Below are 22,259 nucleotides of genomic sequence, written 5' to 3'. Positions count from 1 at the left end.
GCTCCATGAGCTCTTCCCTCTGGCCGCGAGGCGAGGCCGCTACCGACTGGGATCTGCTCGAGCCGGGCGGCAGCGAAAGCGCCGCGCTGCTGCGGTTGTGGCGCGGCTTCATGGCGGCACGCTGCTTCGTTGCGCTTATCCTGGTGCTGCTGCAGGGCGTCGCCATGGCGCTCGGCCAGACGATGCAGCCGCTGGCCATTGCACTGTCGGCCGGCTATCTGGTCGCCAGCTGGCTGGGCGCCCGCTACGCGCATTTCACGCCTCCCATCCGTGGCTTTGCGGCGCTGTGGTTCGTCACCATCGGCATCGACCTCGGCACCTTCACCGCGCTCCAGGTGCTCCAGGGCGGCAACATCAATTACACGCCGCTGTTCGCGCTGCCCGTGCTGATGAGCGCTGTGCTCGGCACGGTGACCGTAGGCCTGGGCACCACGGCCACGGTCACCCTGCTGCTGCTGGCCGACGCGGGGTGGCACTGGCTGCAACAACCGGGCGATTCCTCCACCCGCTTCGTGCAGGCGGCGCTCACGGGCACCGGCCTCTTCGTGGTGGCCCTGCTGGCGCACGAGTTGGCGCGCCGGCTCGCACGCGAAGAAGAAACCGCGCTGCGCAACCGCAGCAGCGCGCAGATGCAGGCGCAGGTCAACGACCTGGTGATCGAGACATTGAGCGAAGGCGTGCTGGTGATCGACGCCGAAGGCATGGTGCATGCGGCCAATCCGGCGGCCGATGCCATCCTCGGACAAGGCTTGGCCCGGCTCGCCTTGCCGTTTGCGCTGCATGCGCAGCCGGCCTGGCATGCCCTGGCGGCACTGGCACGCCAGACTTTCGCGCGCCGCGCGCCGCAAAGCGAGGAGATTCCGGTAGCGCAAGCGCGTGGCGCCGCGCGCGAGGTGCGGGTGCGCACGCGGCTCACGCCCACCAGCGACCAGCGCGTCGACAGCCTGTGCGTGATGTTCCTGCAGGACCTGCGCGAACTCGAGGCCCGCATCCGCACCGAGAAGCTTGCCGCAATGGGCCGCATGTCGGCCGCGGTGGCGCATGAAATCCGCAACCCGCTGGCCGCCATCACCCAGGCCAGCGCACTGCTCAACGAAGACCTCACCGATCCCGCGCACCGCAAGCTGACCAGCATGGTCCAGCACAACGCGCAGCGGCTCGCCCGCATCGTGGACGACGTGCTCGACGTTTCGCGCGCGCGCCAGCAGCGCGTGCTCTCGCTCGGCGAACAGGTCGCGCTCGATCCCGCCGTGCGGGCGCTGGCCGAAGAATGGGTGCGCCACACGCAGCGCAAGGGCGTGCTGATCACGCTCGATGCCGCCGACAGCGAGGTCCGCTTCGACGTCGAGCACCTGCGCCGCCTGCTGGTGAACCTGCTCGACAATGCGGCGCGCTATGCCGGCAGCCGGGACGGGTCGATCCAGGTCGTCACCACCATGCAGCGCGGCACATCCGGACGACCCAGCCTGCAGGTGTGGAGCGACGGCGCGCCACTGGAACCCGCCGTGCAGCGCCACCTGTTTGAACCTTTTTTCTCATCCGAGAGCCGCTCCAGCGGGCTCGGCCTTTTCCTTTGCCGCGAGCTATGCCGGCGCCATGGCGCCACCATCGGCTACGAGCGGCGCGCGCTGGTGGCGGGCGGCCCGGAGGGCAACGAATTCTTCGTCAGCTTTGCGCCGAGCGAAAACCGGCTGACACAATAGCGCCGTGAGCACTCCTCCTTCTAACCTGCAGCGTCCGGCCAACATCCTGGTCATCGACGACGAACCCGACCTGCGCACGCTCTACGAGCTGACCTTGCTGCGCGAGGGCTACCGCGTCGAGGCTGCCGGCAGCGTCTCCGAAGCCTGGCAGCACCTCGAGGCCGGGCACTTCGATGCGGTGATCACCGACATGCGGCTGCCCGACGGGCAGGGCATGGAAATCATCCATCGCATCCAGAAGAACCAGCGCAGCGAGCGATGCGTCGTGATGACGGCCTATGGCTCGGCCGAGAACGCGGTCGAGGCACTGAAAGCCGGCGCCTTCGACTACCTCACCAAGCCGGTCGACCTGAAGCAGTTCCGCGCGGTGGTCGCTTCAGCCGTGCAGGCGCAGCAGGCGCCCCCAATCAAGGCCGTGCGCGCGGCGCCTGCGGAAACGGGCGAACGCACCGATGTGCCCACCGTTCCAGGCAGCGGCGTTGCGGCGCTCCAGCGGCTGGTGGGCGATTCGGAGCCGATGCGGCTCGTCAAGTCGCGCATCGCCAAGGTGGCGCGCGGCATGGCGCCGGTGCTGGTGCGTGGCGAATCGGGCACCGGCAAGGAACTGGTGGCGCGCGCCGTGCACGCCTGCAGCCAGCGCAGCGAAGGCCCGTTCATCGCGGTCAACTGCGGCGCCATCCCCGAGAACCTGCTCGAGGCCGAGTTCTTTGGCGCTCGCAAGGGTTCCTACACCGGGTCGTCGCAAGACCGCGACGGCTACTTCCAGGCCGCGCGCGGCGGCACGCTGTTCCTCGACGAGATCGGCGACCTGCCGCTGGCCATGCAGTCCAAGCTGCTGCGTGCCATCCAGGAGCGCAGCGTGCGCTCGATCGGTTCCACGCAAGAAGATGCGGTGGACGTGCGCATCGTGAGCGCCACCCACAAGGACTTGCACGCCGAGGTCCAGACCGGCCGCTTCCGGCAAGATTTGTTCTACCGGCTCAACGTGATCGAGATCGCGGTGCCCGCCCTGCGCGACCGGCGCGAAGACCTGCCCGCGCTTTGCGCCGCGCTGCTCGCGCGCATTGCGCAGGATGGCGGATTGCCGGTGCCCCACTTGTCCGCCGATCTGCTGCGCCGCCTGGCGCAGCACCCACTCGATGGCAACGTGCGGGAACTCGAGAACCTGCTGCACCGCGCCGTGGCGCTCAACGACGGCGACGAGCTGCACCTCGATCTGACGGCGGGCGGACAGCCTGCCGCGGCGCCGGCAGATTCGACCGCTGCGGCCACCGCGCCTTCGCCCCTGTCGTCTTCAGTGGCCGATGGCGAATCGCCTCCAGCACCCGCTCCGGCCGCAAGCGCGGTGGCGGAGCCCAGGCCCGCCGCCCTTCCCTCCGATCTGCAGGCCTACCTCGACCAGCAGGAGCGCGAGATTCTCGTGCGTGCGCTGCGCGAAAGCGGCTTCAACCGAACGGCAGCCGCGGCGCGCCTCGGCATGAGCCTGCGCCAAATCCGCTACCGCATCGCGCGGCTGGGCATCACCACGCCCAACGGCGACGAAGGTGCTGCCAGCCCGACCGATGACTGACGCACCAGCCAACGCGGGCAGCCACGACGACGGCCTCTGGCACGCCGGCTGGTACCGCTTCGCCAAGACGCTGCGCTCGCCGAATTTCGGCCCTCGGCCCGCGGGCGCGCAGACCGACCTGATCGTGCTGCATTCGATCAGCCTGCCGCCGGGCGAATATGGCGGCGATGCGGTGCAACAGCTCTTTGCCAACCAGCTCGACTGGGATGCGCACCCCTACTTCCAATCCATTCGCGGCCTTAAGGTTTCCTCGCATTTCTATGTGCGGCGCAACGGCGAGCTGTGGCAGTTCGTGAGCTGCGACGACCGGGCCTGGCATGCCGGCGCGTCGTCATGGCGCGGCCGCCAGAACTGCAACGACGATTCCATCGGCATCGAACTCGAAGGGCTGGAAGGCGAGCGTTTCGAAGAGCCGCAATATGAGACGCTGGCCAGCCTCTCGGCCGCGATCGCGCAGCACTACGCCATTGCCCATATCGCCGGCCATGAGCACATCGCGCCGGGCCGCAAGCAGGACCCTGGCGCCGGCTTCGATTGGCAATTGCTGCGCGCGCAACTCGGTTGGGACACGCGAATGTTTCCCGAGCAGGCGATCCCGCGCTAATTTTTTTTATCGCGCGGCGCCCTGCGATGCGCTGCGCTTGCGCCGCATCGGCGCGGCCGATGCAGATGCGGGGCGTAGCAACCATGCGCCTTGCAGGCCCAAATTGGCTCGCAAGCCACGCCCCATGCGGCCTGCGCGACCATAGTCCAGTATTCATGGGGCACCGATGGCCATGTGTGATCGGTAGAGAAATACCCGTAGGGGTTAAACTTCGTCAAAACACTACCTGTAGTGGCTTGTGGACCCCCGAGACCCTAGATATAGTGTCTTCCGTCCGGCCAACAACGCCGGCGCAACGCCCGACCAAGGCGCTGCCACCCAACAAGAATTGCCATACCGAGAGGAAGCGAATGCAAACATCCCTGAACACCCCATCGACCCCGCGCGCCGTTCCCTCCACGCCGCAGCAGCAGCGCGACACCGTGGGCTCCACCACCGCCCAGAACCTCGCGAACTACCAGATCATTCGCCGCAACGGCGCCGTGGTCCCCTTCGAGCCCAACAAGATCGCCATCGCGATGATGAAAGCCTTCCTGGCGGTGCATGGCACCCAGGGCGCGGCATCTGCCAGCGTGCGCGAAACGGTCGACACCCTCACGCAAGGCGTGATCCGCGCCATGGTCCGCTCGCGTCCGGGCGGCGGCACCTTCCACATCGAAGACGTGCAAGACCAGGTCGAGCTCGGCCTGATGCGCGGCGGCCACCACGAAATCGCGCGAGCCTACGTGCTGTACCGCGAACGCCGTACGCAGGAGCGCTCCAAGCAGGGCGCGCAGGAAGCACCGGCCGCGCCGATGCTCCATGTGCTGGACGGCGGCGAACGTGTGGCGCTCGACCTGAACGAGCTCAAGGGCCTGATCGAATCGGCCTGCGAAGGCCTGGGCGATGGCATCACCGCCGCGCCCATCGTCGCCGAGACGATGCGCAACCTGTATGACGGCGTGCCACTCGACGAGGTCTACAAGGCCTCGATCCTGGCTGCGCGTACGCTCATCGAGAAGGACCCGGACTACACCTTCGCGACCGCCCGCCTGCTGCTGCACACGATCTTCAAGGAGATCATCGGCCGCGAAGTCATGCCCGCCGAGCGCGCACAGACCTACGCTGATTACTTCCCGCAGTTCATCAAGAAGGGCGTCGAGAACGAACTGCTCGACGAAAAGCTGCTGCAGTACGACCTGCCCCGCCTGGGCGCCGCGCTCAAGGCCGAGCGCGACAACCAGTTCGACTACCTCGGCCTGCAGACGCTGTACGACCGCTACTTCCTGCACGTGCGCAAGTCGCGCATCGAGTTGCCGCAGGCTTTCTTCATGCGTGTGGCCATGGGCCTCTCGCTCGGCGAAATCGACCGCGAAGCGCGCGCCATCGAGTTCTACGAAGTGCTGTCGTCGTTCGACTTCATGTCGAGCACGCCCACGCTGTTCAACGCCGGCACGCTGCGCTCGCAGCTGTCCAGCTGCTACCTGACCACCGTGCCTGACGACCTCGACGGCATCTACGAGTCGATCAAGGAAAACGCGCTGCTGTCGAAGTTCGCGGGTGGCCTGGGCAACGACTGGACCCGCGTGCGCGCACTCGGCAGCCACATCAAGGGCACCAACGGCGAATCGCAGGGCGTGGTGCCGTTCCTCAAGGTGGTGAATGACACCGCCGTGGCGGTGAACCAGGGCGGCAAGCGCAAGGGCGCCGTCTGCACGTACCTCGAAACCTGGCACCTCGACATCGAGGAGTTCCTGGAGCTGCGCAAGAACACCGGCGACGACCGCCGCCGCACGCACGACATGAACACGGCCAACTGGATCCCTGACCTCTTCATGCGCCGCGTGATGGAAAAGGGCACCTGGACGCTGTTCTCGCCGTCGAACGTGCCCGACCTGCACGACCTGTTCGGCGCCGACTTCGAGAAGGCCTACGTGGCCTACGAAGAAAAGGCCGCGCGCGGCGAGATCAAGCCCGCCCGCACCATCCAGGCGTCGGACCTCTGGCGCAAGATGCTCACGATGCTGTTCGAGACCGGCCATCCCTGGATCACGTTCAAGGATGCCTGCAACGTGCGCTCGCCGCAGCAGCACGCCGGCGTGGTTCACTCGTCGAACCTGTGCACCGAGATCACGCTGAACACCAGCGACACCGAAACCGCTGTCTGCAACCTGGGTTCCGTGAACCTGCTGCAGCACCTGAAGGACGGCAAGGTCGACCACGACAAGCTCAAGAAGACGATCGCAACCGCGATGCGCATGCTCGACAACGTGATCGACATCAACTACTACGCCGTGAAGAAGGCGCGCGACTCGAACCTGCGCCACCGTCCGGTCGGCCTGGGCCTGATGGGCTTCCAGGACGCGCTGTACGAACTGCGCATTCCGTACGCCTCGCAAGAAGCCGTTCAGTTTGCCGACGAGTCGATGGAAGCGATCTGCTACCACGCCTACTGGGCATCGACCGAGCTGGCCAAGGAACGCGGCAAGTATTCGAGCTACAAGGGATCGCTCTGGGACAAGGGCATCCTGCCGATCGACACGCTCGAGCTGCTCGAGAAGGCCCGCGGCGGCTACGTCGAGGTCGACCGCTCGGCCACGCTCGACTGGGACGCGCTGCGCCAGAAGATCAAGGCCGACGGCATGCGCAATTCGAACTGCGTGGCCATCGCACCGACCGCGACCATCTCCAACATCATCGGCGTCGACGCGTCCATCGAGCCCTGCTTCGGCAACCTCTCGGTCAAGTCGAATCTGTCGGGCGAGTTCACCGTGATTAACCACTACCTGGTGCGCGACCTGAAGCGCCTGGGCCTGTGGGACGACGTCATGGTGATGGACCTGAAGCACTTCGACGGTTCGCTGCGCCCGATCGACCGCGTGCCGCAAGACGTGAAGGCGCTCTACGCCACCGCGTTCGAAGTCGAGACCACGTGGCTGGTCGAAGCCGCCGCGCGCCGCCAGAAGTGGATCGACCAGGCGCAGTCGCTCAACATCTACATGGCCGGCGCATCGGGCAAGAAGCTCGACGACACCTACAAGCTCGCATGGCTGCGCGGCTTGAAGACCACCTACTACCTGCGCACGCAGAGCGCGACGCACGCCGAAAAATCGACGGTGCAATCGGGCCGACTCAACGCGGTGTCGTCGGGCAGCGATGCATCGTCGGGCATGAGTGCACTCGAGGCTGCGGCAGCTGCAGCGAAGGCGCAGATGAGTGCGATGCCTGCGACCGACATCGCGTTCTGCGGCGTCGACGATCCGACTTGCGAAGCATGCCAATGACGCGCGAGTGAAGTCAGAGAGGTGCATGCACGACGCGCGAACTCTCAGTCGATCACGGCATCGACTGACATCGCGCGATGCATGAGAGCAACATAACAACCACATAAATGGAGCGCGACGTGAACGAGCACTTTGCAACTCACATCGTTGCTCCGATAATTGAGCATTGGATTTTTCTATGTTGACCTGGGACGAAGAAGTCAAGCCCTCCTTGCCAAAGGATATGCAACAAGGATTGCAGCAACACCACGCATCGACCAGCGGCATCACCGCAGGCCGATCGGTGGACGCTCCGACTTCGTCGATTGCACAGCAGCCCACAGCAGCCCCCGTCGCCGCACAGCGCGTCAAGGCTTCCGACAAGCGCATCATCAACGGCCAGACCGACGTCAACCAGCTGGTGCCGTTCAAGTACAAGTGGGCCTGGGAAAAATACCTGGCCACCTGCGCCAACCACTGGATGCCGCAAGAGGTGAACATGACGCGCGACATCGCGTTGTGGAAAGACCCGAACGGCCTGACCGAAGACGAGCGCCGCATCGTCAAGCGCAATCTCGGTTTCTTCGTGACCGCCGATTCGCTGGCCGCCAACAACATCGTGCTGGGCACCTACCGCCACATCACGGCGCCCGAATGCCGTCAGTTCCTGCTGCGCCAGGCTTTCGAGGAAGCGATCCACACGCACGCGTACCAGTACATCGTCGAGTCGCTCGGCCTGGACGAGAGCGAGATCTTCAACGCCTACAACGAAGTGCCGTCGATCCGCGAGAAGGACCAGTTCCTGATCCCGTTCATCGACGCCATCAGCGACCCGCTCTTCAAGACCGGCACGCACGAAACCGACCAGACGCTGCTCAAGTCGCTGATCGTGTTCGCCTGCCTGATGGAAGGCCTCTTCTTCTACGTCGGCTTCACGCAGATCCTCGCGCTGGGCCGCCAGAACAAGATGACCGGCGCCGCCGAGCAGTACCAGTACATCCTGCGCGACGAGTCGATGCACTGCAATTTCGGCATCGACCTGATCAACCAGCTCAAGCTCGAGAACCCCGGCCTCTGGACCCCCGAGTTCAAGGCGGAAATCAAGGCCCTCTTCATGAAGGCCGTCGAGCTCGAGTACAAATACGCCGAAGACACCATGCCGCGTGGCGTGCTCGGCATGAACGCCTCCATGTTCAAGGGCTACCTGCGCTACATCGCCAATCGGCGGGCACAGCAGATCGGCCTCGAAACGCTCTTCCCGAACGAGGAAAACCCGTTCCCCTGGATGAGCGAAATGATTGACCTGAAGAAAGAGCGCAACTTTTTCGAGACCCGCGTGATCGAGTACCAATCGGGCGGCGCGCTCTCGTGGGATTGAATCTTTCCGACAAGAATTAATGAATTCAAGAATTGCCCTTGCCACCGATCGCGCCGAAGAGCGCGGCATGGATGAGGGCTCAGGTGTTCATGGTGCTGGAGCACAGATTCCAACGCCATGAATCGCTTTGCGCTACCAACGTGCGCGGAGTGCTTCAATAGGTTGATTTTTTCAACTTGATCAAGGAGAAATAGAAATGGCAACTGCAAAAAAAGCGCCGGCTAAGAAGGCCGCTGCAAAGAAGGCTCCGGCAAAGAAGGTCGCGGCCGCTAAGAAGGCTCCCGCCAAGAAGGTAGCTGCGAAGAAGGCTCCGGCCAAGAAGGTCGCAGCCAAGAAGGTAGCCGCCAAGAAGGCGCCTGCGAAGAAGGTAGCCGCCAAGAAGGCAGCTCCGGCAAAGAAGGCCGCTGCCAAGAAGGCTCCGGCGAAGAAGGCCGCAGCGAAGAAGGCTCCTGCCAAGAAGGCGGCGGCGAAGAAGGCTCCGGCGAAGAAGGCCGCTGCCAAGAAGGCCCCTGCGAAGAAGGCTGCCGCCAAGAAGGCTCCTGCCAAAAAGGCTGCGGCCAAGAAAGCCGCGAAAAAGCCCGCTGCCAAGCCTGCCGCTGCTGCCAAGAAGCCTGCTGCGAAGAAGGCCGCAAAGGCAGCACCTGCCGCAGCGCCTGCTCCTGCAGCGCAAACGACGCTGAATCCGCAGGCAGCCTGGCCGTTTCCGACGGCCAGCAAGCCCTGAGTTTCTCAGCGGCCTTGACGGCAAAAAGCCCGGCACCTCACGGTGTCGGGCTTTTTTTATGGGCGCCTGATCCAGCGGCTCAGAGGCCGAGCGCCTGCCTGTCGATCTGGTAGTTTTGCGGCCCGCGTTGCGCGATCTTGAGCGCACCAATGCGATTGCCCAGCGCTGCGCACTGCGCGAGCGGCCATTCCTTCTCGAGACCGAACAGCAGCGCGCCGCGCCATGCATCGCCGCAACCGGTGGGTTCGACCACCGCGGTGGGCGTCACGCCCGGCACATGCTCGCGCTCGCCGTCGGTCCAGACCTCGCACCCCTCGCCCGCCAGCGTGACCACCAGGCCGCGCACGCGCTTCGAGATCTCGGCCAAGCTCCAACCCGTGCGCTGCGACAGCATTTTCCCTTCGTAGTCGTTGACGACGACCCAGCTCGCCAGTTCGACAAAATGCTTGAGCGCATCGCCGTCGAACATCGGCAAGCCCTGGCCCGGGTCGAACACGAACGGGATGCCGGCGGCGGCAAACTGCTCCGCGTGCTGCAGCATGGCTTCGCGGCCGTCTGGCGCGATGATGCCAACGCGGATGTCTTCGCGGGCGACGATCTTCGTGAGGTGCGCCTGCTGCATCGCGCCGGGGTGGAATGCGGTGATCTGGTTGTTGTCGACGTCGTTCATGATCATCGCCTGCGCGGTGAAGGTGTCGTCCAGCTGGCGTACGAACTCGGTGCTGATGCCCAGCGCGCGCATGCGCTCCAGGTAGTCCGCACCATCGCTGCCGAGCGTGGCCATCGGCAGCGCCGTGCCGCCCAGTGCGTTGAGGCTGTAGGCGATGTTGCCGGCGCAGCCGCCGAAGTCACGCCGCAGGCCCGGCACCAGGAACGACACATTGAGGATGTGCAGCTGGTCCGGAAGGATCTGGTCGGCGAACCGGCCCTCGAAAGTCATGATGGTGTCGAACGCGAGGGAACCGCAAATCACTGCTGCCATGGGTGAACCGTTGGATTGAAATGGATGAAAAAGCGGAACGCGAGTCCGGCCTAAGGATAGAACGCCTCGACGCGGTAGCCGGCAATGGGCGGCAGTGTTGCCGCCTCGGTGGCGGACAAGGCCAGCGGCAACGACGCAGCTTGGTCGGAACGGGCCGGAAGCACCGCGGGCGCGCCATAGTCGGCGGCCGTCAACACGCGGCGCACCACGGCGCGCTCCTGCGTGTCGAGCAGCGAAAGCTCAACCGCCGGCATGGCCAGGGGAACGCTGGCGCCGTTGCGAAGAGTGAAGCTGAGCCGGTAGTCGTTGTTGCCGGTCTTCTCGCGCGCGAAGGCGGCGCCCTCGATCACGATGTCGCCGATCTGGCGCAGCGCCGTGAGCTCGCAGCCGGTAAATCCGCACAGCGCGGCAAGGGCCGGGCGCAGGTTCGGCTGGCGGGCCACGATGCCATCGCGCTCGTGGCGCAAAACTTGAACGATCAGCAGCAGGACGGCAAGCGTCGCAAAAATCCACAGCCAGCGCCGCACCGCGCCACGCTGCCAGACCCCCCCGGCACCGGAGATCGGCTTCTCGCCGTCGAAAAGAGGAAGCCGCTCGGAATCATCTACGTCGTCGCGAACTGAGGGGAGCGGCAAGAGACTTGGATCGGGCTCGCTCGCCTCGCGCACCATCGACGCCGACGCCTTGGCGGCGCTGCGCTCGTCCCGCGCCTTGGCGCCGGCGATCTTGGCGGACTTGATGCGCGCCCGGCGTAGCGCCTTCTGCATTTGCACCTGGTCGCGGTCCAACACAGGCTCGTGCTTCTCGTTCTCGTCGCTGGCCGAGGCCACCAGTTCGCGGGCCTTGAGGCGCAGGGCCGGCAAGGGAGGGGCCGGCGGCGGCGGGGGCGAAGGTGGGGCCGCAAGATTCAGGTCGATGTTCGGAAACGGCGGCAACGAGCTGGGCGGCGGACGCCACTCGGGTTCGTTGGCCTCGAAGTCGGACCACAGCTCATCCGCCACGATGCCGTGTGCCGGCAAGACCGAAGGTGAAGCCGAAGCCGAAGCCGAAGCCGAAGCGGATGCGGGCGCTGGTGCAGGTGCCGCCAGAGATTCGGACTCGGGCCCCGTAGCGGAGACTTCGGATGCTTCGCGGCCCTCGGGCTCTTCGTCAAAGAAATCCGCGTCATCGACCGTATGCCGCGACTCCTCGGAAGCCGGCCCTGGTTTGGCGGCCGGCGCTGCAGCAGGCGGTGGCGACACCGCAGCGGCCGCCGGGGCGGCGTCGGGTGCCTCGTGCAGATCGAGTGTGGCGTCGAACACGTGGCTGCAACGGCCGCAACGCACCCAGCCATCCGAGATGCGGAGCTGGTCGCGAACCACCTTGAAGGTGGTGGTGCAGGCGGGACAGCGCGTGACGAGGCTCATGACCGGGCGATTGTAGGGTTGGGCCCTCGCCGCGCCAGCGGAATCAGAGCGACACGAAAGGCCCGCTGCGTCCTCAGCAGCGCGCCGTCATGAGGATCCAGCCGTCCTCGCTGTCGCTGACCTCGAGCGTGGCATACGGCGCATAGGCCTGCTTCAGCTCGTCGGCCTGGCGCTCGAGGATGCCGGCCAGGACCAGCGACCCACCAGGCGCCACGTGGCTGCACAAAAGCGGCGCAAGCACCTTGAGCGGCGTGGCCAGGATGTTGGCCAGCACCGTTTCGTAGCGACCCTTGGCTGCTTCGGGCAGGCCTGCGTTCAGGCGCACGCCGTTGGCTTCGGCGTTGAGACGGGTCGACGAAACGGCCGCTTCGTCGATGTCGACCGCATCGACGTCGGGCGCGCCGAACTTCGCCGCGCCAATCGCAAGGATGCCGGAGCCGCAGCCGTAGTCGAGCACACGCTGGCCGGCGAACGCGCCCTGCTTGGCGATCCAGCGCAAGCACATGCGCGTGGTGGGATGCGTACCGGTACCGAAGGCGAGCCCTGGGTCCAGGCGGATCACCTGCTTCGCCTGTTCGGGTGGCTCGTGCCAGGTGGGGACGATCCAGAACTCGGGCGTGATTTCGACCGGCGCGAATTGCGACTGCGTGAGCCGCACCCAGTCTTGGTCGGGCACCGGGGCCACGCCAAGCACTTCGCAGCCGTCAAAGAAGTCTTGCAGCGCGAGTACCGACGCCGCCTCATTGGCAAGCGCTTCGTCGGCAAACAGCGCGATCACGCGCGAACGCTGCCAGCCTTCCTTGGGCGGCGGCATGCCGGGCTCGCCGAACAACGCCTGCTCGGCATCGGTCTGGGCGTCGGCGTCTTCGACCGACACGCTCAGCGCATCGAGTGCGTCGAGCGCATCGCCGAGCATCTCGACCCGGTCTTCCGGCGCCATGAGGCGTAGTTCAAACATGCCGTGGTGCCGTTCAGCGCTTGTGCGCCGCCAGCCACTCTTCCAGATAGTGGATGTTGGTACCGCCACTCATGAACTTGGCGTCGACCATCAGCTCGCGGTGCAGCGGGATGTTGGTCTGGATGCCTTCGATCACGGTCTCGTTGAGCGCCGTGCGCATGCGGGCCATGGCCTGCTCGCGCGTGTCACCGTAGACGATGATCTTGCCGATCATCGAGTCATAGTTCGGCGGCACGAAGTAGTTGGTGTACGCATGCGAATCGACGCGAACGCCAGGGCCGCCCGGCGGGTGCCACATGGTGATGCGGCCCGGCGACGGCGTGAACTTCCAGGCGTCTTCGGCGTTGATGCGGCATTCGATGGCGTGGCCGCGCATCTCGATCTGGCGCTGCGTGAACGGCAGCTTCTCGCCCGCCGCCACCATGATCTGCGTCTTCACGATGTCGATGCCGGTGGTGAACTCGGTCACCGGGTGCTCCACCTGTACGCGCGTGTTCATTTCGATGAAATAGAACTCGCCGTTTTCGTAGAGGAACTCGAAGGTGCCGGCGCCGCGATAGCCGATTTTCTTGCAGGCCGCGGCGCAGCGCTCGCCGATCTTCTCGATCAGTTTGCGCGGAATGCCCGGCGCCGGCGATTCCTCGATGACCTTCTGGTGACGCCGCTGCATGGAGCAGTCGCGCTCGCCCAGATACACCGCATTCTTGTGCTTGTCGGCCAGGATCTGGATCTCGACGTGGCGGGGGTTCTGGAGAAACTTCTCCATGTACACGGCCGGATTGTTGAACGCAGCGCCGGCCTCCGCCTTGGTCATCTGGATCGCGTTGATCAGTGCCGCTTCGGTGTGCACCACACGCATGCCGCGGCCACCGCCGCCGCCCGCCGCCTTGATGATGACCGGGTAGCCGATCGCGCGGGCAATGCGCTTGTTGGTGGCGGCATCGTCGGAGAGTTCGCCTTCCGAGCCGGGCACGCAAGGCACGCCGGCCTTGATCATCGCCTGCTTGGCCGAGACCTTGTCGCCCATCGTGCGGATGTTGTCGGGCGTGGGGCCGATGAACTGGAAGCCGCTCTGCTCCACCCGTTCGGCGAAATTGGCGTTCTCGCTCAGGAAACCATAGCCGGGATGAATCGCCTCGGCGTCGGTCACTTCGGCCGCCGAGATGATCGCCGGCATGTTGAGATAGCTGAGCGACGACGGCGCGGGGCCGATGCAAACGGCCTCCTGTGCGAGCTTGACGTACTTCGCGTCGCGGTCGGCTTCCGAATAGACCATCACGGCCTTGATGCCGAGCTCGCTGCAGGCGCGCTGGATCCGGAGGGCGATTTCCCCCCGGTTTGCAACCAGGATCTTCTTGAACATGGTCACTCGATGATGAACAGCGGCTGGCCGTATTCGACCGCCTGACCGTTTTCGCCGAGGATCTGGGTGATCGTGCCGGACTTGTCGGCTTCGATTTCGTTGAGGATCTTCATCGCTTCGATGATGCAGATGGTGTCGCCCTCGTTGACCTTGCTGCCGATCTCCACAAAAGCCGCCGCGCCGGGGCTGGACGAGCGGTAGAAAGTACCCACCATCGGCGACTTGACGGCGTGCCCGGTGGGCGCAGCCTCGGGTGCTGGCGCATTGGCAATCGCGGGAGCTGCCGGGGCACCGGCAACGGGCGCCGCTGCGGCGGGTGCCGCCACGGTCTGGACATATTGCACGGGGGCAGCACCGCCGCCCTTGACGATGCGAACCTTGCCTTCGGTTTCGGTGATTTCCAACTCGGAAATATTGGATTCAGACACCAAATCGATCAGTGTCTTGAGTTTGCGCAGATCCATGAGGCTCCAGTGCCGACTTTGCCGGTCATTAGGATGTAACTGGGCTAAAAATCGTCGATCTTTAGCGATTGGCGGCGAATGCCGAGGTGTATCTGATTCTAACCGTGAACCAGTTCACGCCGCCAAGTGTCCAGATCGGCGGGTTCCAGCTTGCCCATTTTACGTGCCGCCACGGCTCCGTTGCCGTTCAAAACCAGCGTGAAAGGCAGACCGCCTGCAGTATTTCCGAGGCTTTTCACCAGCTCGGTTCCCTGAAGACCAGCCAATCCGGTGGGATAGCTGACGGGTGTTTTCTGTAGAAATTTGCGGACAGCGCTCGGTTGATCGATCGCCAATCCGACAACTTGCCAACCGTTCGCACCATTTTCACGGAAGAAGCGGTCGATCATCGGCATTTCCTCCACACAAGGAGGGCACCAGGTCGCCCAAAAATTAAGGAGCAGCGGCTTGCCGCGCAAATCGGCAAATACCAATTCCCCGCCCTCGGGACGTTCGAAACGCTGTGTCCAGAAGGCGGCATCGAGGGCTTCGCCCTTCGTGCCGCTGCCGCGCTCACGCCACCACGCGCCGCCCAGGCCTGCGGCCGCGGCCGCGACTGCCACGCCACCGTAAAGAAGGCGGCGCCGTGTGGGCGAAGAACTCATTCACTTGTCCTTTTCTTTTTCAATCAGCCGGCGCAGCGCGGCCAGGTCGCCACGCGGCACCCGGCCCTGAGCGTCGGGCCGAAGCGCTCCACGCAGATCGTCGAGGTCGTACACCAGCAGGTGCACGCCGATCTCTTCACCCAGCGCGCGGCTCGCGGCGTGCACGCTGAGCGCTTCCACGTGCTCGCCATGAAAGCCGGTCACCATCCGCGGTTCGTAGTCCACGTGATGGTCGATCAGTGCAATTTCGGCGGACTTGGAATCATCGCAGAACAATTGAATATAAATGTCTGACAACCGGGTGGCGGTGCCGTGCCAGACGGCGCCTCCGATGTGCGGTCGGAATGCAGCCATGCGCTCCATCCACTCGAGCGCCAGCAGCCGCAAGGCATGCAGTTCCTGCGGCTGTGTGTCTGCGCAATAGAGCGCGATGTAGTCGCGGACCTCGGCCTCGACCTCGTCGTTATTGGGCAGCGAGGTGCGCGACGACAGGCCCAGGTCGCGGAGCGCTCTGCGCTTGGCCGGGCCGTACTCCAGCCCCTCTTCGACAACGAGGCGGGCTGCTGCAGCGGCAATCTCACGCTTGGACGCGTCCATCGAGATATTTTGCCCGCAGATGACGCCCTTCACACGAACATCAGTACAAAGGGCAGGCCTCAGGCCGAGGCGGCGCAGGCGGCCTCCCTAGAATCGCCGGATGCACATTCATATTCTTGGCATCTGCGGCACGTTCATGGGCGGATTGGCCGCCTTGGCGCGCGAAGCAGGCCACCGGGTCACCGGCTGCGACGCCGGCGTGTACCCGCCCATGAGCGACCAGCTTCGCTCGCTCGGCATCGACCTGATCGAAGGCTTCGCAGCCGACCAGCTCGCACTTTCGCCTGACATGTTCGTGGTCGGCAACGTGGTGTCGAGGGCGCGGCTTCCCGACGGCACGCCAAAGTTTCCGCTGATGGAAGCCATCCTCGATGCCGGCAAGCCCTACACCAGCGGTCCGCAGTGGCTGGCCGAGCACGTGCTGCAAGGTCGCCACGTGATGGCGGTGGCCGGAACCCACGGCAAGACGACGACCACCTCGATGCTGGCGTGGGTGCTCGAACAGGGCGGAAAGGCGCCGGGCTTCCTTGTGGGCGGCGTTCCGCTCGATTTCGGCGTCTCGGCACGGTCCGGCGGCGGGCAGGCCTTCGTCATCGAGGCGGACGAATACGACACCGCTTTCTTCGACAAGCGCAGCAAGTTCGTCCACTACCGCCCGCGCACCGCGATTCTCAACAACCTCGAGTTCGACCACGCAGACATCTTCGACGACCTTGCCGCCATCGAACGCCAGTTTCACCATCTGGTGCGTACGGTGCCGGGCACCGGCCGGCTGGTGGTGAACGCAACCGAAGAAAGCCTGCAGCGCGTGCTGGCCCAGGGCTGCTGGAGCGAGCTCGCGCGTTTTGGCGCGGGCGGCGAATGGCAGGCCGCCGGTACGCACGATGCGTTCGAGGTGCTGCGCCGGGGTGAAACGGTCGGCCGGGTCGAGTGGGAACTCTCCGGCCTGCACAACCAGATGAACGCGCTGGCCGCCATTGCGGCCGCCGAGCATGTGGGCGTGGCGCCGGCCGATGCGGCCCGAGCGCTCGGCACGTTCAGGAACGTCCGCCGCCGGATGGAGCTGCGCGGCACCGTCGAGCGCAGCAGAGGCGCGATCACCGTCTATGACGATTTCGCCCATCACCCGACCGCCATCCGCACCACGCTCGAAGGCCTGCGCAAGAAGCTCGATGCCGCGGGCAAGCGGGACGAGCGCATCCTTGCCGCTTTCGAACCGCGCAGCAACACGATGAAGCTGGGTGTCATGGCGGCGCAGCTGCCGTGGAGCCTGGAGTCGGCCGACCGGTCGTTCTGCCACACGGCCGGGCTCGACTGGGACGCCGCCGCGGCCCTCGCGCCGATGGGCGACCGCGCTCAGGTGGCCGGTGCCATTGAGCCGCTGGTTGCGCAGATCGTGGCTGCGGCCCGGCCCGGCGACCACATCGTCTGCATGAGCAACGGCGGCTTCGGCGGCGTGCACGACAAACTGCTTGCGGCACTTCGCAGCGCGCCGGCATCATGACGGCCATGCGCGCGCGGGAATTGATCGAGAGCCTGAAGCTGCAGCCCCACCCTGAGGGTGGCTGGTACAGCGAGGTGTTCCGTTCCGCGGCGAGCGTAGTTCCCACCGACGGCCGCGCGCCGCGCAGCGCGCTCACCAGCATCTACTTTCTGCTCGAAGCGGGGCAGCATTCGCGCTGGCACCGGGTGCAGTCGGACGAAGTCTGGGTGCACCTGGAAGGCGTGCCGCTGGCGTTGTGGACCTGCGATGCCGCGCTGCGCACCGCGCCGGCGCACGTGCGGCTGGGCCCGGTCGATGCGCACGGCACGCGGCCCCAGCACGTCGTGCCGGCCGGCCAGTGGCAGGCTGCCCGCCCGATCCAGGGCCACACCAGCGGCGACTACACGCTGGTCGCCTGCATGGTCGGCCCGGGCTTCGACTTTGCCGACTTTTCCCTGGTGCCGCCCGACAGCGACGAAGCCACTGCCATGCAGCATCACTGGCCCGAACTGGCCGGGATGCTTTAACCGCGGCGCTGCTTGATCGCCTGCGACAGGGTGTCCAGCACCTGCACCGAATCGTCCCAGCCGATGCATGCATCGGTGATGCTCTTGCCGTATTCGAGGCCCGAAAGCTGGTCCTTGCCCGGCGAGAACTTCTGGGCGCCGGCTTGCAGATGGCTTTCGACCATCACGCCGAAGACGCGGTTCGAACCCCCGGCGATCTGGTTGGCGATGTCCTTCGCCACGTCGATCTGCTTCTGGTGCTGCTTGGAGCTGTTGGCGTGGCTGCAATCGACCATCAGCGTGGGAGGCAGCTTGGCGGCCTCGAGATCCTTGCAGGCAGCTTCGACACTCGCGGCATCGTAGTTCGGCGCCTTGCCGCCGCGCAGAATCACGTGGCAGTCGCGGTTGCCGTTGGTCTGCACGATCGCGACCTGGCCATTCTTGTGCACCGACAGGAAGTGATGCCCGCGCGCCGCCGCCTGGATGGCATCGGTCGCGATGCGGATGTTGCCGTCGGTTCCGTTCTTGAAGCCGATCGGTGCCGAGAGGCCCGAGGCCAGTTCGCGGTGCACTTGGCTTTCGGTGGTGCGCGCGCCGATGGCGCCCCAGGCGATCAGGTCGCCGATGTACTGCGGCGAGATCACGTCGAGAAACTCGCTGCCCGCCGGCAGACCAAGGCGGTTGATGTCGATCAAAAGCTGGCGCGCGATGCGCAGGCCCTCGTCGATGCGAAAGCTCTCATCGAGGTACGGGTCGTTGATGAGACCCTTCCAGCCGACCGTGGTGCGCGGCTTCTCGAAGTAAACGCGCATCACGATCTCGAGCGTGCCGGCGTATTTTTCGCGCTCGACCTTCAGGCGGCGGGCGTATTCGAGCGCCGCGGCCGGGTCGTGGATCGAGCAGGGCCCCATGATCACCAGCAGTCGGTCGTCCTTGCCGGCCATGATGTTGTGGATGTTGCGGCGGGTGCCTTCGATCAGCGTTTCGACCGGCGTGCCGCGAATCGGGAAGAAGCGGATCAGATGTTCAGGAGGGGGCAGCACGTTGATGTCCTTGATGCGTTCGTCGTCGGTCTTGCTGGTTTTTTCGACGCTCGCATACCAGCTGTCGCTGGTCGGGGCAGTGTTCGTGCTCATGGTGTTTTCCTTGTGTGAAGATCGTCAGGGCATAAAAAAACCGCCGGGGCTCGAGGCGCCGGCGGTTTTGGGAGGGTGTTCGTTTGCTTTACGCGCTCGCCTCTCGTCCGCCGGAAACCGGGAACCAAAAGAAAGCAAAAAAATAAGCGCGGAGGGCGGACATGTGGGCGAAATGTAGCACGGAAAACAGGAAGCCCGGCGAAAGCCCGGCTTCCGAAGGTCAGCGGTAGCCGGATTCGTTGGGGTTGTGGATGATCCAGATCAGGTTGCCGCCCGAGTAGTCACCCATGCCGCCACCCGCGAAAACCAGCCGGCCCTGGCCCTTGTAAGTCATCTCGTAGCGGTGGCGGTCGCCGCCGAAATAGAACGGGATGAAGGCCTTGCCCGTGACGTAGGCGCCCTGGTCGGTCGGCTGGCCGGCAATGTCGGTGACCTGCCTGGCGCTCATGCCGATCTGCAGCCGATTGAACCTGCTGTTGCGCGTCGGGTTGCCGGTGATCTCGCCTTCGTAGCCGTTCAGGCCCTTGACGGTGCGGCCGCTGCCGGCTTCGACCTTGGAGGAATCGACGACGTTGCCCTGGGCGTCCATGCCGGTCTTGGCCCCTGCGCGGGCCGGTGCCGCAGGCGCGGCAGCGGGCGCGGCCGCGGGTTGGCTGGCGCCCGAACCGCCGCGCGATGCGCAGCCGGCCGTAGCCAGCAATGCCGCGGCAACGGTCGCAGCCCACAGGGCCGCAGACGAATTGATCCTGATCCTCATCGAATGCTCCTCTTTGTAAAAATTTGAGGAGCGGAGCTTAGCAAGCTCAGGCCGTGCCGCCTACGGTCAAACCATCGATTCGCAAGGTGGGTTGCCCGACGCCGACGGGCACGCTCTGGCCTTCTTTTCCGCAGGTGCCCACGCCGGAATCGAGCGCCATGTCGTTGCCGATCATCGTTACGCGCGTGAGCGCGTCCGGGCCGTTGCCCACGATGGTCGCGCCCTTCACCGGGTATTGGATCTTTCCGTTCTCGACCCAGTAGGCTTCGCTTGCGGAGAACACGAACTTACCGCTCGTGATGTCGACCTGCCCGCCGCCGAAGTTGGTGGCGTAGAGGCCCTTCTTGATGCTGGCCACGATTTCCTTCGGGTCCTTGTCGCCGCCCAGCATGTAGGTGTTGGTCATGCGCGGCATCGGCACGTGCGCGTAGCTCTCGCGGCGGCCGTTGCCCGTGGGCTTGACCTTCATGAGGCGCGCGTTGAGCGAATCCTGGATGTAGCCCTTGAGAATGCCGTCCTCGATGAGCACGTTGCGCTGGCTGGCGTTGCCTTCGTCGTCGACATTGAGCGAGCCGCGGCGGTCGGCAATGGTGCCGTCGTCGAGCACGGTGACGCCCTTGGCCGCCACGCGCTGGCCGATGCGGCCTGAGAACGCACTCGAGCCCTTGCGGTTGAAGTCGCCCTCCAGGCCGTGGCCGATGGCCTCGTGCAGGAGGATGCCGGGCCAGCCGGAACCGAGCACCACGGTCATTTCGCCGGCCGGGGCCGGACGCGCATCGAGGTTGGTCAGCGCGGCCTTCACGGCATGGTCGACGTATTCGGCAATCTGCTCGTCGGTGAAGTAGGCCAGTCCGAAACGCCCGCCGCCGCCGCCCGAGCCGACTTCGCGCCGGCCGTTCTGCTCGGCAATCACGGTGACCGACAGGCGCACCAGCGGCCGCACGTCGGCCGCCAGCGTGCCGTCCGCGCGCGCCACCAGCACCACGTCGTATTCGCTCGCGAGGCCCGCCATGACCTGCGCCACGCGCGGATCGCGCGAACGGGCCAGCTTTTCGACCTTTTCGAGCAGCTTGACCTTGGCCGTGCTGTCGAGCGTGGAAATGGGATCGATGCCGCTGTAGAGCGAGCGGCTCGAGGCGATCTTGCGCGTGGCCGTCTTCACCCGGCCGGTGCGGCCCGCGGAAGAAATGGAGCGCACGGTGCGCGCGGCATCGAGCAGCGACGCCTCGGAAATGTCGTCCGAATAGGCGAAAGCCGTTTTTTCGCCGCTGACCGCACGCACGCCGACGCCCTGGTCGATGCTGAAGCTGCCGGTCTTGACGATGCCCTCTTCCAGGCTCCAGCCTTCGCTGCGGGTGTACTGAAAGTACAGGTCGGCGTCGTCCACCTTGTGCGCGGTGATCTCGGCCAGGGCCTTGCCCAGGTGCGATTCGTCGAGGCCGAATGGCGTGAGAAGAAGCTGTTGCGCCGTGGCAAGGCGCTCGATGGTGGGTTCGCGAGAGATCATGAAGGGATTATTGCTCGCTCCCACGCTTTGCGTACGTCGCTAATTCTGGGCGAGCTTGCGGGCTCTGGCGATGGACATCAGGATGCCCAGGCCCAGGCCCAGCGTGACCATGGCGGTGCCGCCGTAGCTGATGAACGGCAGCGGCACGCCCACCACGGGCAGGATGCCGCTCACCATGCCCATGTTGACGAAGGCATAGGTGAAGAAAATCATCGTCACCGCCCCTGCCAGGAGCCGGGAGAACAGCGTCGTGGCACTGGCCGCGATGGCCAGCCCGCGGAAGATCAGCAGGATGAACGCCGCGATCAGCGCGAGGTTGCCCACCAGGCCGAATTCCTCGGAGTAAGCCGCAAAGATGAAGTCGGTGGTGCGCTCGGGGATGAATTCCAGGTGCGTCTGCGTGCCCTGCATGAAGCCCTTGCCGCCCACGCCGCCGGAGCCGATGGCGATCATTCCCTGGATGATGTGGAAGCCCTTGCCCAGCGGGTCCTTGCTCGGGTCGAGCAGCGTGCAGACGCGCTGCTTCTGGTAGTCGTGCAGCACGCGCCAGTCGACGCCGTCGACGCACAGTTGCGACTCGAAACCCACGATCAGCGTCACGGCAATGGCGCCGATCACCACCGGCGGAACGATCAGCTTCCACGACAGCCCAGCGAAAAAGATGACCGCCATGCCCGCCGCGAGCACCAGGAGCGAAGTGCCCAGGTCCGGCTGCTTCATGATGAGTCCCACCGGTACTGCAAGCAGCACCGTGGCCACCACGAAGTCGAGCGGCCGCAACTGGCCTTCCCGGCGCTGGAACCACCACGCCAGCATCAGCGGCATCGCGATCTTGAGAATTTCACTGGGCTGGATCACCACGCCGATGTTGATCCAGCGCGTGGCGCCTTTCTTGGTGATGCCGAAGAGCGCCACCGCCACCAGCAGTGCCACCCCCGTGGCATAGAGCGGCACCGCGAAGAGCATCAGCCGCTGCGGCGGCACCTGGGCCACCACGAACATGATGAAACCGGCCAGCAGCATGTTGCGGCCATGGTCGGAAAAGCGCGAGCCATGGTCATAGCCCGACGAATACATGGTGAGCAGGCCGGCAAAGGCCAGCAGCAGGACGGCAAAGGCCAGAAAGCCGTCGAAGCCCTGAAAAATGGGCGCAATACGGCGCGCCAGGGAGGGCTGATTGAACACGGCGGACATGGGGGCGGATTATCCCGCGTTCCGGTAATCGTCCACGTTCT

Annotated in this window: 19 protein-coding genes; 8 read left to right on the top strand and 11 right to left on the bottom strand. The window is 65.3% G+C overall.

Going from position 1 to position 22,259, the window contains the following annotated elements:
* The first annotated feature begins 5 nt into the window (after window positions 1–5).
* From ASC78_RS13190 to ASC78_RS13165, 6 genes are all read left to right on the top strand, one after another.
* Complete coding sequence (locus ASC78_RS13190; RefSeq protein WP_055802188.1) at window positions 6–1,703, top strand: two-component system sensor histidine kinase NtrB; 1,698 nt, start codon at window positions 6–8, stop codon at window positions 1,701–1,703.
* Window positions 1,704–1,707: 4 nt separating this feature from the next.
* Window positions 1,708–3,273 carry a sigma-54-dependent transcriptional regulator gene (locus ASC78_RS13185; RefSeq protein WP_443082717.1) on the top strand — a complete coding sequence of 522 codons (1,566 nt, stop codon included), beginning with the start codon at window positions 1,708–1,710 and terminating at the stop codon, window positions 3,271–3,273.
* Window positions 3,266–3,877, top strand: coding sequence for a 1,6-anhydro-N-acetylmuramyl-L-alanine amidase AmpD (gene ampD, locus ASC78_RS13180; protein WP_055801765.1), 612 nt, complete (start codon window positions 3,266–3,268; stop codon window positions 3,875–3,877). Before ASC78_RS13185 ends, ampD begins: the two co-directional genes overlap by 8 nt.
* A 350-nt stretch (window positions 3,878–4,227) precedes the next feature.
* Window positions 4,228–7,140 carry a ribonucleoside-diphosphate reductase subunit alpha gene (locus tag ASC78_RS13175; RefSeq protein ID WP_055801762.1) on the top strand — a complete coding sequence of 971 codons (2,913 nt, stop codon included), beginning with the start codon at window positions 4,228–4,230 and terminating at the stop codon, window positions 7,138–7,140.
* 178 nt (window positions 7,141–7,318) lie between these two features.
* Window positions 7,319–8,497, top strand: a complete 1,179-nt coding sequence (locus ASC78_RS13170) for a ribonucleotide-diphosphate reductase subunit beta (RefSeq protein ID WP_055801759.1) — start codon at window positions 7,319–7,321, stop codon at window positions 8,495–8,497.
* 196 nt (window positions 8,498–8,693) lie between these two features.
* Window positions 8,694–9,221: a histone H1-like DNA-binding protein gene (locus ASC78_RS13165; RefSeq protein ID WP_055801757.1), complete on the top strand. Its 528-nt coding sequence runs from the start codon at window positions 8,694–8,696 to the stop codon at window positions 9,219–9,221.
* 79 nt (window positions 9,222–9,300) lie between these two features.
* Here the strand turns inward: ASC78_RS13165 and ASC78_RS13160 are convergent, their stop codons facing one another.
* The 7 genes from ASC78_RS13160 to ASC78_RS13130 all read right to left on the bottom strand — a co-directional run bounded on the left by ASC78_RS13160 (window position 9,301) and on the right by ASC78_RS13130 (window position 15,635).
* Window positions 9,301–10,203 carry a carbohydrate kinase family protein gene (locus tag ASC78_RS13160; RefSeq protein WP_055801754.1) on the bottom strand — a complete coding sequence of 301 codons (903 nt, stop codon included), beginning with the start codon at window positions 10,201–10,203 and terminating at the stop codon, window positions 9,301–9,303.
* A 50-nt stretch (window positions 10,204–10,253) separates the two neighbouring features.
* Window positions 10,254–11,609 carry a zinc-ribbon and DUF3426 domain-containing protein gene (locus tag ASC78_RS13155; protein ID WP_055801750.1) on the bottom strand — a complete coding sequence of 452 codons (1,356 nt, stop codon included), beginning with the start codon at window positions 11,607–11,609 and terminating at the stop codon, window positions 10,254–10,256.
* 73 nt (window positions 11,610–11,682) lie between these two features.
* The gene (prmA, locus tag ASC78_RS13150) at window positions 11,683–12,567 is read right to left on the bottom strand and encodes a 50S ribosomal protein L11 methyltransferase (protein ID WP_055801746.1); all 885 of its coding nucleotides are present in this window, start codon (window positions 12,565–12,567) and stop codon (window positions 11,683–11,685) included.
* Between the two features lie 13 nt (window positions 12,568–12,580).
* Window positions 12,581–13,930 carry an acetyl-CoA carboxylase biotin carboxylase subunit gene (gene accC, locus ASC78_RS13145; RefSeq protein ID WP_055801743.1) on the bottom strand — a complete coding sequence of 450 codons (1,350 nt, stop codon included), beginning with the start codon at window positions 13,928–13,930 and terminating at the stop codon, window positions 12,581–12,583.
* Between the two features lie 2 nt (window positions 13,931–13,932).
* Window positions 13,933–14,394, bottom strand: a complete 462-nt coding sequence (accB, locus tag ASC78_RS13140) for an acetyl-CoA carboxylase biotin carboxyl carrier protein (protein WP_055801741.1) — start codon at window positions 14,392–14,394, stop codon at window positions 13,933–13,935.
* 98 nt (window positions 14,395–14,492) lie between these two features.
* Entirely contained in the window at window positions 14,493–15,038 is a 546-nt protein-coding gene (locus ASC78_RS13135) for a TlpA family protein disulfide reductase (protein ID WP_055801737.1), read from the bottom strand.
* Window positions 15,039–15,635, bottom strand: a complete 597-nt coding sequence (locus tag ASC78_RS13130) for a hypothetical protein (RefSeq protein WP_055801734.1) — start codon at window positions 15,633–15,635, stop codon at window positions 15,039–15,041.
* A 100-nt stretch (window positions 15,636–15,735) separates the two neighbouring features.
* Between ASC78_RS13130 and mpl the strand changes: the two genes are divergently transcribed.
* Window positions 15,736–17,139 carry a UDP-N-acetylmuramate:L-alanyl-gamma-D-glutamyl-meso-diaminopimelate ligase gene (gene mpl / locus ASC78_RS13125; RefSeq protein ID WP_055801731.1) on the top strand — a complete coding sequence of 468 codons (1,404 nt, stop codon included), beginning with the start codon at window positions 15,736–15,738 and terminating at the stop codon, window positions 17,137–17,139.
* Window positions 17,136–17,645, top strand: coding sequence for a cupin domain-containing protein (locus ASC78_RS13120; RefSeq protein ID WP_055801727.1), 510 nt, complete (start codon window positions 17,136–17,138; stop codon window positions 17,643–17,645). The genes mpl and ASC78_RS13120 overlap by 4 nt, the downstream gene beginning before the upstream one ends.
* Here the strand turns inward: ASC78_RS13120 and ASC78_RS13115 are convergent.
* The 4 genes from ASC78_RS13115 to rodA all read right to left on the bottom strand — a co-directional run bounded on the left by ASC78_RS13115 (window position 17,642) and on the right by rodA (window position 22,218).
* Entirely contained in the window at window positions 17,642–18,760 is a 1,119-nt protein-coding gene (locus tag ASC78_RS13115) for a 3-deoxy-7-phosphoheptulonate synthase (RefSeq protein WP_055801724.1), read from the bottom strand. The two genes, ASC78_RS13120 and ASC78_RS13115, sit on opposite strands and share 4 nt — an antisense overlap.
* A gap of 220 nt (window positions 18,761–18,980) precedes the next feature.
* Window positions 18,981–19,517: a hypothetical protein gene (locus ASC78_RS13110; RefSeq protein ID WP_082517515.1), complete on the bottom strand. Its 537-nt coding sequence runs from the start codon at window positions 19,515–19,517 to the stop codon at window positions 18,981–18,983.
* Window positions 19,518–19,563: 46 nt separating this feature from the next.
* Window positions 19,564–21,024, bottom strand: a complete 1,461-nt coding sequence (tldD, locus tag ASC78_RS13105; protein ID WP_055801721.1) for a metalloprotease TldD — start codon at window positions 21,022–21,024, stop codon at window positions 19,564–19,566.
* A gap of 39 nt (window positions 21,025–21,063) precedes the next feature.
* A complete protein-coding gene (gene rodA, locus ASC78_RS13100) occupies window positions 21,064–22,218 on the bottom strand; it encodes a rod shape-determining protein RodA (protein WP_055801719.1) in 1,155 nt (384 codons plus the stop codon).
* Between the last annotated feature and the right edge of the window lie 41 nt (window positions 22,219–22,259).

Source organism: Variovorax sp. Root318D1 (assembly GCF_001424835.1).
Lineage (GTDB): Bacteria > Pseudomonadota > Gammaproteobacteria > Burkholderiales > Burkholderiaceae_C > Variovorax.
This window is presented reverse-complemented; position numbering and strand designations above follow the sequence as displayed.